This is a genomic window from Mycoplasma sp. 1781, assembly GCF_053851675.1.
This window is the reverse complement of record NZ_JBSQBC010000018.1, coordinates 1-15,206: the sequence shown is the minus strand read 5'-3', so window position 1 is coordinate 15,206 and position 15,206 is coordinate 1. Positions and strand designations below refer to the sequence as shown.

Below are 15,206 nucleotides of genomic sequence, written 5' to 3'. Positions count from 1 at the left end.
GCAAAAAATTCTTGAAGTAAGAGAAAAAATCTCACAGCTTCAAGCAGATGAAAATTCTGCTAACTTAAATGATGTTATTCAAAAACTTCAGCAAGCAATCACAAATAATCAAATAACTGATGACAACCAACCACTTGCAGATATAAATCACAAAAAGGACACATTGCAAAAAGCAATAGAAACAGCAGAAAATGAAAAAATTATAGCTAACAAAGAAACTGAGGCAGCACTAGATAATTTAGGTAAAACCATAAATGAAGCCAATTCTCTTGCAAGTTCAATGCAATCAGAACCATTGCTAAATGATGCAAAAAATAAATTAGAGCAAACAATAGAAGAAGCAACAGCTAAGAAAAATCACGGTCCTAAAAAACTAACTAATGCCGAAATCAATAATGCTAACAAAAAACTAAGTCAAGCAAAACAAGAAGCAGAAAATACAATAAATAGTATAAATAAGCAAAAGAGTGAAATAAGAACCCAGATTAATCAAAAAGCAAAGGATATTAAAGATTATGCAGACACTTTAGCTAAGAGCGAATATAAGGACATAAAGGATAAACTTGTCAAAGCTGTAAGCGATTTTGAAACACAAAACAAAAAAGAGCTAAACAACAAAACCAAGCAACAACTAGATGAAATTTTGAATGATTTAAGTTCAAAATTAACCGAAGCCAAAGCAGAACAAGCTAAAAAAGATGGTGACATTAAGGAATTTAATAAACAACAATTATTAAATTCAAAGGATGCATTAAATAATTTTTCAAGTACAATAACAAGTAACGATTCTGAAATGATCAAATTAAAGGAAGATATTAAAAAGGCTATAGATGAAACAGATAAAATTATAAAAAGTAGTCAATCAGAAAAGTATGAGGAACAAAAGAAAAAACTTGATAATCTAAAAATAACGGCTGAACAACAAAAGAAACAATTTGATGCAAGAATTCAAGAAGCAAAATCAGAACACGATAAAAAAATAAAGGAAGCTAATGATAAACTAACTGATCTAAGAAATGATGTAAACTCTAATAACTTAACAGAAGTTATTAACAAACTTCAAGAAGAAATCAACAATAACCAAAGCTCTAGCATTACTGATTCAATTCAAAGTATTAATAGCAAAAAGGAAGCATTACAACATGCTATCCAAATAGCTGAAGCAGAGAAAGCTGAGGTAGACAAAAAAATTAACAAGGATCTTGATGATTTCGAAAAAACATTAGAAAAAGCCAATGCAACAAAAAACGCGATGAATAATGAGCCTGAATTAAATAATCAAAAACAAACGCTTGAACAAGCGATAAATAATGCAAATAACATTAAAAATGCACATAAAAAAGCTCTAGATTCTCAAATAAAAGAAGCTAATAAAATCCTTGCAGAAGCTGAAAAGGTTGCAAAAGCTGCCCTTGATAATATCAATAACCAAAAATCCGAATTAATAAAGCAGATTCAAATCAAAGCTGACGAAATTCAACAATATATAACCCAAAATTTATCTAACGATAGTGCTTATAGACAAATCAAAAACGAACTAGAAACAATCCTAAGTAACTACAACAATAACGATAAGACAAATATTAATTCTAAAACTAAACACGACCTAGAACAGATCAAATCTAAACTTGATGCAGCCCTAGAAAAGGCAAAAAGAGATAAAGCGCAAAAAGATGCAGAAATTGCTGAGACAAATAAGAGACAACTTACAAAAGCTAAAAACGATCTGCAGGGTGTTGCAAATCGTATCATAACACGTGACCCTGAAATGACTAAGTTAAAAGAAAAACTTAACTCTGCCATTTCTGAGGCTATAAATGTACTTAACAGAGAAGAACACGAAAAATTTATTGAACAAAAAAATAAATTAAATAATTTAAAAAATGAAGCAAACAGTGCAATTACTAATTTTAATAACAGACTTCATACTGAGCAAGACCTGCATAAGAAAAAGCTTAGAGATGCACAAGCAAAATTAGATTCATTAAAGAAAGACCCAAACCGCGCAAATTTAGCTACCATAATTAATCAATTGCAACAAATAATTAATACAAATAAATCCATAAAAAATACTGACCCAATTAAAAGCATTTCAGATAAGGCTAGTGCCTTAGAACAAGCAACAACAGACGCTGAAACGCAAAGAGTAGCTGCAAATCAAAAAACTGATGCCGAGATTGCAAAATTAGAAATGACACTTGAAAAAGCAAATGCCACAAAAGCAAAAATGGCTAAGGAACCAGCATTAAGCGATTCAACAACTGCACTTACAAATACAATTAGCTCAGCACAACCAGCAGCTAATAAAACTGCTAAACTAACGGATGCTCAAATTATCGATGCTAATAGAAGATTAACGGCGGCTGAGGATGTCGCCAAAAAAGCTCTTGATGCTATTAATAAACAAAAAGAAACACTAAGAGCGCAAACTCAACAAAAAGCAGATTCAATTAAAGATTATATAAATTCAATCTTAAATAAAAATGAATACAAAAAAATTAAGCAAGAATTGCAAAATATTCTTGATACATACAATTCACAAAATAAGCCTAATTTATTAACTAAAACAAAAGCACAATTAGAAGAGATATCTAAAAATTTAGAAGATGAATTAAATAAGGCTAAACAAAAAAAAGAAAAGCAAGATAGTGATACAAGCATTGCTAATAAGAAAAAAGAAATTAATGAATTAATTGATAAAATTCCTTATCCAGATCCTAAATCACCTGAAGCAACCCAAGCCAAAACTGCATTAAAAAATGCTGTCGATAAATTAAATAATATCAAAAGTTTAGATCAAAAACAAACTGAGATATCTAATTTTAGCAGCCATATGCAAAAAAAGAAAAAACAGTTAGGTGCTAATGGCAAAAATCTAAAATATTCACAAAATAACGCACAAGCAGTCAAAAAAATAAAACAAAAGCTAAATTCAGCACAAAATATAGACCAAGCTAACAATGCATTACCAGATAATTGAGCAAATAAGATTGAAACATACAAAAATGTAATTAATAATTCATTTGATAACGGTGCAGATAAGAACAATTTAATAACAAGATTAAATCAAACCGTTCCTACCACAATAACGGATAACGGGGTTTATAATGAAAATGATTTAAAAAATGAAATAATTCAAAACTATAAGCGTCTTGCAAAAGAAAAAATTGACACATTAAGTAATATTCCTCAAAATGGAAGAAATAATATAAAGAGAAATATCGATAACATGCAAGTTCCTAGTGCTCATACACAACTATCCACATCAATCAATAACATTAAAACACTTGTTACAAATGCTACAAGACAAAACTTCGACTTATTCATTGATAAATTATCATATCCTGAAAATACAACACAATTAAGAACTGATTCTTTAAATACAAAAGCAAAAATTAAGCAGGATCTAACATCTAAAATTGATTATTCAAGCAAAACTTCTGTCGAAACGACTCTAAATACGCTAAAAACAAATATTGATATATTAAAAAATGAAATAGATAACATTAAACCAGAAGCAAAGAAAAATGAATTCTTAACAGAATTTTCTAAGACTGATCACAATAATATTTCAACACTATTGCAAAAAGTTAGATTATATAAACGAGAATATGAAAACAAAAAGCATTTAGCTCAACAAGCAATTTCACAAGTTTCTGATCAAAAAGAAAAGAAAAAGCTTCTTGAAAGGTTAAATAATCAAACAAATAGTATCCAAAACTTTGATACTATTAAAAATGATGCTAACAAACAGAAAGATAAAGAAATTAAGCAAAAGTCTAAGGAACTTCAAAAAGCTAAGGAAGATGCAAAGAAAATCATTGATCAAATTAATTATCCTGGTGGAAAGAAATCACCCGCTAAGGAAACTCTAAAACAACAAATCGATCAAGCACAATCAATTGATGAAATTAATAGATTAAATGAAAATAATAAGAAGATAAAAGATGCTGTTAAGAGGGCGCTTGACGCTATTGATAAATTAACAGATAATAATGAAAAAGAAAGATTAAAGAAAGAGCTTGATAGTACTATAAGCATCGATGGTCAAAATAGCGGTATTAAACATATTACCGGTAAGGCTATCATGAAACACCGTGAAGCATTAGAAAAGAAAAAAGGTAATATTCAAAAAGAAATAGAAAAGCAAAAAGATTCAGCAGACAAAAAAGATTTAATAAACCAACTAAAACACATCGAGACCGAAAAAGATCTTAATATGGTTAAGCAGCAATTAAAACTAATTAAAGAAAAAGATGCATTGAAGGAAGAAGTTTCCAAACTTGCATTATTTGATTTATCAAAACACCTAAATAAAAACGGCCAAACCGGCAGAGGAGGCTTGAACAGCTCACAGTTGTCAATGCTTAATAAAAGAATTTCTGATGCAACAACCGACAACGAACTGCAAACTATTAAAGCAGATATAGAAAGACAGAAACAAGCCGAGCTTAATGATTTAAAAATAACGCGGGCTAACGGCGGATATCAACCAGACCCATATGGTGGTGAAGGTACCTTTAATGATTATAGTGAAATGAAGAAATCATTATTTTCTATTATTTCGGGTATAAAAATAATAAAAGGACTACAAAATTCCGACGCACAACAGCAATTCTTTAATAATGGAACACAATTGCAAAATAAAATACTTTATCAAACAACAACCATAGATCAATATAAAAAAGTTAAACAGGAAGTAGAAAATTTTGCTAAGCGTTGAGAAGATGATAGTAAAACAAAAAATTGAGTAGTATTCTTTATTGAAAGAGTTGAAAAACATTCTACACAAAGTCCGCCTGAAGCCGGTCCATTCCCAGTAAATGTTGCGAGCGAACATATTGATCATATTAAAAAAATATTTGGAGATCAAGGAACAACACGTAAACAAGCCATAGAAGCAGAAAATAATTATCTAAAACATGTATTCTTTAATGCCAGAAGATTAAAAAAACTTGATTATGACTATCTACAATTTATTAAAGACTTAAAATTAAATCCATTCTTGGATGAAAATGAAAAATCAAAACTTGATGCGCAATTTAACAGATTTAAAGAAGCTCCTGATATAAGAAGCAAAGAAATAGTAGCTCTTAATATTGATTCTAGCTTGATTGGAAAAAGAACTAATACAAGGGATTTCTGAAGGGCAAGTTCACAAACCGCCTTTGTTGAATATTGAGTTTCAATGGTTGCTGAAGCATCAGAAAATATAATTAGTCAAGAAAACAAATATATATGAATTGATAAAATTACCCTAAATATTGATGAAAGAAAAGAAGTTGCTAAAAAACTATGAGATGAGTTTAAAACAAAATATAAGGATACGCTACTAAAAGGCGTTCTATTAGATAAAGACGGATTTCCTCAAAGACATGCACCGTTCTTTGAATAAAATATTTTATTGCAACATTAATTAATGATTTTCATAAATTAATAACTTAAACTTTTAACATTTTTTTATAACTAAACAATAAAATAAGGGGAAAATGCTGATTTATTAAAAAAATCAGCATTTTTTACTTTTTTTGACCTCAAATATATAATAATTTAGTTATAAATAAACTAAATAAAAATGAGGCAAAAATAATACTAAAAGACCAAAGAGTTCAAATGCCTAAAAATGTCAAAATCATTAGAAAAGATGATAATAAATATGTATATTATTGGAAGATGATAAAAAAATATCATTCGTTGCTTATACCGGGCAATATTTGGCAATAACTAAAATTTTTAAAGATTTATATATAGATGAACAATTCCCGTGTTTATCACTTTAAGTATAAAAAAATAAATATTCCATTTTTATGGAGTTTATTAAGTTAAAATAAAAGAATTTTTTCAGTAGTGTACAAAATTTTGTGTAAATTAATCACTAGCCTACCTTTTAGTAAGAGATTTGAGTATAGCAATTACACAAATCTAAATTTATTATGCAAAAACAACCAAACAACATGACAAAATTTGATAAATTTTCTTCCAAATATGTTGTTTGGATGTTTTAATTATTTAATCTTCTTTTTCAAAAAAATTGTAACTGATTAAAAACAGACCTTCAATTAGGAATAAGGTACCAAAAATAATAAATTAAAAAGTCCTTTTGGACTTTTTAATTTATTGATTCCAAGTCATAAATGGCTTTTTCAATATTAATCCCAATAATATTATGGACATAATGATAAACTGATGATTCCTTGTTTAAAAAAGCATCATTTGCGGTTTTTATTTTAATAAAATAATTTTCATGAAGCTGAATATTTGCATTAACGTCACATTTATATACTGTTTCTAATAGATATTTAAATTCTTTCTCAGCAATTTCTTGATCGCAAAAAACATAAAATGGTCAAAAATTATTTTCTTTATATTTAAACGTAATTAATGTTCCGCCTTTTCCATCATTGTTTATTATTTCACGAATTTTTTTTAACTGCTTTAATTTAAAATAAGAATTTTTTTTATTGGCAGTGATATTTTTAATAAAAACAGCATCTTTATTAAACTGACTATAAAACAATTCATAAGAACAAATGAAATATAAGCTTTCCTCAAAGTAGAAATTATATTGAGTTTCTTCATTGCTTATGTATGATTCATAATCAATAGAATTATAAAACGAAGATTTTGCAATTTTTTTATAAATAACAAAATCACCTAAATCAAGAATTGGTAATATATCATAATCTTCTTGATTTTTTATAGGACTTAATAAACGTGTGCAAATCATTCCTTTCTCCTTAAAATAAAAACCACAAGACACTGCACTTCTCGATATGGCTGCTATATCTCTATCCTGACCAATTTACAAGGTTACCGTTCTCATGGCTTTATTATTATACTATATTTGCAAGCATTTTATTATATTAAATTAATCCAAAAAAACACTTTGAATAAACTGCTTTATTTGCAACATTAACAAATGTCCCAAAATGAATTATAAAATGCGCCGAAGCGCAAATTTTAACGTCTGTTGTAATATTCAACAATTAATGATTCATCAATTTCTTTTGCAAACTCATTTCTTTCTGGCATTCTTGTATATGTAAACTTATTCCCATCACGAGTTAATCATGCAGCGGCTGTCATAACTTCAAGAGCGTCTTTAACATTTGCATTATTTTCTAATGAAGATTTAAGTTCGATTACAGAACCTGGTTTAATAATCATTGAAGGTATGTTTGCCTTATGTCCATCAACAACTACGTGATTATGGTTTACAAATTGTCTAGCCTGAGCTCTAGTACGAGCAAATCCTGCTCTAAATACTAGATTGTCTAGTCTAGATTCGACTAGTTGCAATAAATTAATACCTGTAACACCATCTTTTCTAGCGGCAATAGTAAATAGATTTTTGAATTGTCTTTCATTTAAACCATACATAAATCTAACTTTTTGCTTTTCATACATATGTAATTGGTAATCAGAAGGTTTCGATCTTTTGGCGCCATGTTGACCAGGCGCAGTCATTCTCTTCTTACCCTTTGTGAATTCTTTATTATTTTCTAGAAGCGATGTTCCATATCTTCTAGATTTTTTAAAAATTGATCCTAAGAATCTTGACATATTTTTTTTCCTTTCAATATGCAAAGACAATTAAATAATTCTTAATTTATATTTTTTTCTCTAATGATTTCGGTTAAACAGCTTCCTTACTATCAAATTTATAAAACAAAGAAAAAACTTTTAAATAATATTATTTATGCTGTTGTCAATGCTTTACAATTATACCTTATTTTTATTGTCAATAACTAATTATTTTCGCAAGAAATATTTATTCAGTCAAATTAATCAATGGTTTATCATATTTTATTGTAAATTTATACATAAACTTCTTGATTTTTTTTGCAATATTACCTCTAGTATTATTTTTTTCTTGAATCACAAAAATTAATTTTTCGTATTTAGCATCATATTTAATAGCCATTCATTCTCTTTGCTCAAAATTAAACTTTGCGACATACTTTGTATCACTATCCTTAAAATTTTTTCTAACATCTTCAATTGTGCTAACTTTTAATTGGGCAATTGAATCCTGCATATATAATTTAGTCTCAAAGTCAACAACATTTGACGGATGACAATCATAAACAAATTCACTAATAATCAATTTATTTGATAGGTCCAAATTTTGGTCACATATATCATCATATCTCATTTCTTGAGTTTGATAATAATTTAACATATCGACTAAAATATTAAAAAATAAAAATGCATCATACTTGATTTTTTTATCATTACTAAAATAAACCTGATAATCTTCATTAAAAAACATAAAATCAGGTTTTTCTATATTTTTTGAATCAAATTTTCAACTAAAACCAAGATTAATTTTATATTTATTAGCTATGTTTGTAATATTCTCCTTCTTGCAAAGATTTGATGTAGCAATACTTTTTAAATTTTTAAAGTCATTGTTTGTATTTGTGTAATTATTAGTAAAGGATAAATAATTTATCACAAGGTCAGAGATATCAACCAAATCATATTGAATAAAATATTTTTGTTTATTATTTCTTCTATATAAATAGACCTTTTCATAGTCAAACGAAAATTTAAAAATATAATCGACATTTTTAAGCAATGCAAGTTTAAAAATTGAAAATTTCAAATAATTAGGCTTATCAAGCTTAAATGTATCTTTTAAAACTGTATAAGCAATATCATTTTTTCCAAGAATTTTCTTAACAAATGAATCTTGTAGTGCGCTGGAAATTACACCTATTTTAAGAATATGATTAGCGTTTTTAGTGAAGTTTTTACTTAAAAGAAAATCAGTGTATTCCTTTAATATTTTCCTAAAATTTAAATTACGCATTTGCGTATTACTATCCTTAACTAAGTCTATTGATACTTTTGTATATTCGTCTAGAATATATTCAATTATTTTATGATTTAATGGTTCATTATTCTTACCATATAACGAAATAGCAAAATTATTATTATCATATTTATGAAGATATATGATGACCACAAAAGCTTCGCTAACACTGTTTGTAAATGAACAAAATGCTCTGCTAACAGGTTCATTTTTCTCATAACCATATGAGTCTATATGATCACCATTGATTTTATCAATTAATTCATTTTCAAAAAAAGCTAAAAATTTATGGCTGCCATCATTTGCAATTAAAATTGATTTTTTATCCTTGCTAACATTAGATAAAACATTCTTAATAGCAAATCCTAATAATTTAATAGTAACCTCATTAAAGTTATCATATCCTGCCTTAATTTTAGCAATAATGTGATTGTTTCTACTAACGAAATTACTATTTATTTTATTATTTGTAGATTCATAGAAATTAGGAAATAATTTCAGCTTCATATTTTTTATCCTTTATTTTATAAGTTCTTCTAGCTTAACAAGAAATTCATCTATTGCTTGTTTTGGTGATATATCCCTTCTTATTTTTTCAATAAGGTTATTCTCAACTAATATTTTAATATATTCCCTAAATTTAGATTCTTTTATATCGATGAGATCACTAAAGGGGATCAGGTCATTATCAAAGATATTTTTTAAAACTAAATCATTCGCAATATTTGAATAGTTGTGTTTTTTTATCTCATTTTTAAAATTTTTTGTGGGAAAAATATAATCAAGTTGATAGCTCAAATATTCAATTGGCGTTAAATAAAGAGGCCTCCCATCAACAATTTGCTCATGCTTATTATTTTGATTATACATTCAATCTAAAAAAAGATTTATGACCTCATTTTTCGCGCCTACAGCCGATTTGATTGCAGAGAGAAATAAACCTTGGATAAAAAATGAGCCTTTTTTATCTTCTTTAGTTTTACGATGAGGCACATCTAAAATCAAAAAATCATCCTGATGATTTAAGAAATATTTTAAATTATACTTATATGCTCTAGTTGTTATGAACGTAAAAAGTTGGTCTTGTAGCCCTTCAATAGTTATTTTTTTTGTAACATCAATATCAATTTTTTTTGATTTTAGGGCAGTATAGAAGTTTATAAGGGTTTCTCTAAATTCCTCATACTCATTCCTATTTATTTTAAAAATATTGGCATAATCTATTTTAAAATCTTGATTGTATTTAAGAAAATAATTATTAAAGTCAGATCCAGCTTTTTTAAATAAGGTCTCAAAAATATAATTTTCGATATGCTTAACAAATAAAATACTTGTATTATCTTCATTAATTTCCATTTTTTTTATAAGATCAACAAACTCATTAAACATATCATCATAGCAAAGTATTTTATTACTTAAATAATTAATTAATTCCTCATTTTTTTTATCTGCACTAGTTGGTATGAAACTTCTTATTATATTAATAATTTTAAAATTTTTAAATCTAGCTAAAAAAGGCTCTGATGATTCTTTAATTTTGTCATAAATTGAATAAAAGTAATTAATTAATAATCTTTTATTGACAATAAGCATCTCTGAACTAATGCCAACAGGTAGGCTAAAAATTTCATTTCGATTATCAAAACCAAGACGATTATTGTAATCTAAAATCTTTTTCTCAATATTACTCTTTTTTGCAATATCGGTTAGTTCAACTAATCGGTTATTATAATGAATAGCCGAAACAATAGAAGGGTAGGAAAGAATTAAGGAAGGTGTTCTACTATCTTTGATATTTAGCTCTAAAATAACTTTATTATTAATGTTTTTTTTGTCAAATGAGTTGCGAATTCTAATCTTGTGATTGGCGTATTTTGAATCAAGGGTATCATTGAATTTATTAACTAACTCTACAATAGTGGCAAATGCTTTCTTTTCATGGGTTTCTACAAACGGAACCATTAAATTAACATTATCATCTTCACTGACTTGACAAGAATTACAAAAAGCCACGCTAAGTGGCGAAAAAATCATAGGAATAATTTTAAAAATTGTTTTCTTTGACATACTTATTATTTGATAATACGTGAGGAAATAACTCTTGCCGCAATAGTACCGTCATTAGTTGCAGTTGTAATTTGTCTGATATCCTTAGCTACAACATCACCAACAGCAAAGATATTTTTGGATTGCGTCTCCATATTTTTATCAACTATTATAAAACCACGCTCATCTAACATTTCTTTGTTAGAAATAAACGATGTCGCAGCCTTAAAACCAATATAAGGAAAAACTGCCTTAATATTCATTTCTTGAATATTTCCATCAATTTTGACAATAATACTTTCTAATTTATCTTCACCTTGAAGTTTTAATATTTCAGAGTTATAATGAATATAAATATTTGCATGCTTTTTTGCATCGTTAATAATTTTTGCTTCAGCTCTAACTATGTCTCTTACAAAAATGTGCACCTCTGATGCGGTTGCTGCTAAAAAAGTCGATTCTTCAAATGCTGAGTTTCCACCACCAATAATTGCACATGGTTCATTTTTATATAAGGCGCCATCACATACAGCACAATAAGAAACTCCACGTCCCCTAAATTTTTCAATATTTTCAATTGATAATGGTACCAAATTAGTCATTCCACTAGCAATAACAACAACTTGTGCATAATACTCATCACCGTTTTCTAAAATAACTAATTTTTCATTATCGCTAATGTTCCTAATTTCTACAACTTTTCCATAAATATATTTGGCTCCATTTTTTCTTGCTTGATTTAACATACTTGTTGCTAATTCAAAACCACTTATAAAATCAAAACCAGGATAGTTTTCAATCTTAGATTGTTGAGCGATTTTACCGCCGGGAACAGATGATTCAATAAAAGCTACATTATACTCATTTCTAGATAAATATAAAGCTGCTGTTAAACCAGCTGGACCTGCACCAATAATTAAAACATCAAATACTTTTTTCATTTTTCTCCTTTTTTAAAAAAATAAACATTAGTTTTTTAGGCTAACGTTATTTTTTGATCCTCTGCTTCTTTACGACTTAATAGATCTCTTCTTAATAGACCTTTGTTGTCATTTTTAGGTTCATAAACAATAAAGTAGAATATTTTATGAGTTCATTCTTTCTTATATTTATACACCTTATAAACATTAAAGTTTAGCTTAATTACAAATTCAAATAGAATTAATAAAACCGTACCAACGACCATATATAAAGCTGAAATTACCTTATAGATACCATAATTATCTTGACGTAATGGTTCCATTCCAAAACGTAGAATTCCATAAAAAATAATATATAATGCCCCAGTGGTTCCGGGTCTTAATCAGTTGTAATTGTTTAAAATTCAAACAAGCAAGATATAAGCAAATAAGTTAGCAATTGATTCATATAGGAATAATGGAAGACGATAGTGTCCATTAATAAACATATGGTCTCTAATCAACTTAGGTAATATCTTAAATGCAAACGATGTTTCAGACATAATTTGTCCATAAACTTCATGATTAGCAAAGTTTCCTCAACGACCGATAGCTTGACCAATGAAAACAGCAGGTAAAATAATAGAAAATGCTTTTCTTAAATTTATCCTCTTTGGATTTTTTGAAAATACAATGTATAATACACAACAAATTGTAGCAGTAATAACCCCACCATGAATAGATAAACCTCCTTGCCATACATAAAATATTGTATATCAAGGCCCATTTGGTCATCCTCTATGTTCGATTAGTTGTTGAACGACAAAGATAAATCTCGCACCAACAATAGCGGTAGGCAAAGCAATAAAAATTAGAATTGCTAATTGCTCAAAGGAATATTTTTCTCTTCTTCAGAAATAAGCAACTGTCAGTATTGCACATATCATACCTAACATTAAAGTTAAAGAATATACGTGAAAAGGGCCAACTTGAAGACTAACGCCTGCATAATCCTTCATACTTTCTCCCTTCATAATAAAAAATAATAAAGAATTACTTATATATAATTTATATAAATTATATTTTAATTTAATAAATTTTTATGATGATTTTAATATCTTACTTAAATACTGACCAGTATATGAGTAGCTAACATCAGCAACTTGTTCAGGTGTTCCAGTTGCAACGATATTGCCTCCATACTTACCTCCATCAGGGCCCAAATCAATAATATAGTCGGCACTCTTAATTACATCGAGGTTATGTTCAATAACTATAACTGTATCGCCATTATCGACAATTCTATTCAAAACATTCAATAAATTTTGTACGTCATAAGAATGAAGGCCAGTTGTTGGTTCATCTAAAATATATAACGATTTACCAGTAGGTTTCTTTTGCAAATAAGTTGCTAATTTAACTCGTTGTGCTTCGCCACCAGATAATGTTGTTGCATTTTGTCCAAGTTTTATGTATCCTAAACCCACATCAATTAATGTTTGCAATTGATCTCTAATTTTAGATTTTTGAATAAAGAATGTATATGCCTTTTCGATAGTCATATTTAGCACATCATTTATTGACTTTCCATGATATTTTACTTCAAGAGTTTCATAATTATATCTTTGACCATCACAGTGATCACACGTCACATATACATCGGGTAAAAAATGCATTTCAATTTTAATAACACCATCACCCTCGCATTTATCGCATCTGCCTCCGGGTATATTAAATGAAAATCTTGATTTAGTAAATCCCCTAATTTTTGATTCTTCTAAATTAGCAAATATTTCTCTAATATCATCAAATACACCAGTATATGTAGCAGGATTAGATCTTGGTGTTCTCCCAATTGCACTTTGATCAATTTTAATTAACTTATCGACTTCTAAAAATCCATTAATTTTTTCGTTTTTAACAAGGCTATAATAAGCCTTTCTATTCATCGCGTTTTCCAATTCCTTAACCAATTCTTGATTAATTAAGGAAGATTTACCAGACCCAGAAACACCAGTAATTGCAATAAATTTACCTAACGGAAATTTTAACGTTATATTTTTTAGATTATTAGCAGTAGCTTTTTTTAATGTTAATACTTTACCATTACCAGAACGCCTTGATTTTGGCACCTTAATTTCAAGCTTTTTTGCAAGATATTGGCCAGTAATGCTCTCATTTGTACTCATTATTTTTTGAATATTGCCACTAGCAACAATTTCTCCACCGTACTCACCAGCTTTTGGACCAATATCAACTATAAAATCAGCATGTCTTATTGTATCTTCGTCATGTTCAACAACAATCAAGGAATTACCTAAATTAACCATTTTTCGCAATGAATTCAGTAATTTTTCATTATCTTTTTGGTGCAAACCAATTGAGGGTTCATCCAAAACATATAAAACACCTGTTAAATTAGCACCAATCTGTGTTGCTAACCTAATTCTTTGAGCTTCACCGCCAGAAAGCGTTTCTGCTTTTCTATTTAGGGTTAAATATTGTAATCCAACATTGATAAGAAAATCTATTCTATGATTTATTTCTTGCAAAATAAGATTAGTTATTTCTTTTTCGAGCTCAGTCATTATTATATTATTAATAAATTCTTTAAGTTCTTCAATGGACATATTGCATAATTCATATATATCCAAACCATTAATTTTAGTAGCAAGGGCAAATTTATTCAATCTTTTTCCGTGGCATTCATCACATTGAGTATCAGACAAATAACGAGAATAATACATTCGCATTTCATTTGATGAAGTATCAAGGTATTTACGCTCAATTTTTTCGCAAACACCTTCAATCCTTTTGTTACGTTCATATTTAATTCCATTTTCAGAAATAATAGTATAGGAAATTTCCTCCATCGAGCCATATTTTAAAATATTTATATGTTCCTTAGATAAATCACCTATTGGCACGTCTTTTGGAATTCCATAGTAGCCTAACATTCTATCAAATTCCTGCCACTCAAGATTGCGAGAATTAATAATATTTTTATAAATTAATATTGCACCTTCATTTATTGACATTGTTTTATCTGGACATATTAAATCTCATGATGCTTTTTGCAAGACACCAAGTCCCTTGCATTTATAACACATTCCATTTGGTGAGTTAAATGAAAAAAGTCGTGGTTCAATTTTTGGCATATTAAAATCGCTGTATTTACAGCTATGTGTTGTTGAATATGTGTTTGTTTGTCCTCCAACAACCTCAATAGTCACCAATCCATTAGAATAAGATAAAGCAATCTCGACAGCCTCAGCAACACGTGACATTGTTTCTTTATCATTTGATAAACTAAAGCGGTCAATGATTAAGTCGATGTTTCACCTTTTATTCTTATCCAAAATTGGGTCTTTTTCTAGTTCCAAAAAGGACCCATAGGCTTTTATTAGGAGAAACCCGGCCTTTTTTATTTTTGCTAACGGGGT

General features: G+C 28.2%; 8 protein-coding genes and 1 other RNA gene. 1 reads left to right on the top strand and 8 read right to left on the bottom strand.

Annotated elements, in window-relative coordinates:
* Nucleotides 1-5,395, top strand: a 5,395-nt coding sequence (locus ACWXVP_RS03020; protein WP_456013009.1) for a hypothetical protein, incomplete at its 5' end; no start/stop codon positions are given.
* A gap of 714 nt (nt 5,396-6,109) precedes the next feature.
* Here the strand turns inward: ACWXVP_RS03020 and ACWXVP_RS03015 are convergent.
* From ACWXVP_RS03015 to uvrA, 8 genes are all read right to left on the bottom strand, one after another.
* Nucleotides 6,110-6,727, bottom strand: coding sequence for a hypothetical protein (locus tag ACWXVP_RS03015; protein ID WP_456013007.1), 618 nt, complete (start codon nt 6,725-6,727; stop codon nt 6,110-6,112).
* Between the two features lie 10 nt (nt 6,728-6,737).
* Nucleotides 6,738-6,833, bottom strand: an RNA gene (ffs, locus tag ACWXVP_RS03010) — signal recognition particle sRNA small type.
* A 127-nt stretch (nt 6,834-6,960) separates the two neighbouring features.
* Nucleotides 6,961-7,563, bottom strand: a complete 603-nt coding sequence (rpsD, locus tag ACWXVP_RS03005) for a 30S ribosomal protein S4 (protein ID WP_456013005.1) — start codon at nt 7,561-7,563, stop codon at nt 6,961-6,963.
* 208 nt (nt 7,564-7,771) lie between these two features.
* Nucleotides 7,772-9,325, bottom strand: coding sequence for a hypothetical protein (locus tag ACWXVP_RS03000; protein ID WP_456013003.1), 1,554 nt, complete (start codon nt 9,323-9,325; stop codon nt 7,772-7,774).
* 12 nt (nt 9,326-9,337) lie between these two features.
* Nucleotides 9,338-10,885: a hypothetical protein gene (locus ACWXVP_RS02995; RefSeq protein ID WP_456013001.1), complete on the bottom strand. Its 1,548-nt coding sequence runs from the start codon at nt 10,883-10,885 to the stop codon at nt 9,338-9,340.
* 5 nt (nt 10,886-10,890) lie between these two features.
* Nucleotides 10,891-11,805: an NAD(P)/FAD-dependent oxidoreductase gene (locus tag ACWXVP_RS02990; RefSeq protein ID WP_456012999.1), complete on the bottom strand. Its 915-nt coding sequence runs from the start codon at nt 11,803-11,805 to the stop codon at nt 10,891-10,893.
* Nucleotides 11,806-11,840: 35 nt separating this feature from the next.
* Nucleotides 11,841-12,782 (bottom strand): prolipoprotein diacylglyceryl transferase, encoded by a 942-nt coding sequence (lgt, locus tag ACWXVP_RS02985; RefSeq protein ID WP_455966029.1) that lies wholly within the window; start codon nt 12,780-12,782, stop codon nt 11,841-11,843.
* 81 nt (nt 12,783-12,863) lie between these two features.
* Nucleotides 12,864-15,206 (bottom strand): excinuclease ABC subunit UvrA (gene uvrA / locus ACWXVP_RS02980; protein ID WP_456012997.1); only part of this gene is annotated, 2,343 nt, incomplete at its 5' end.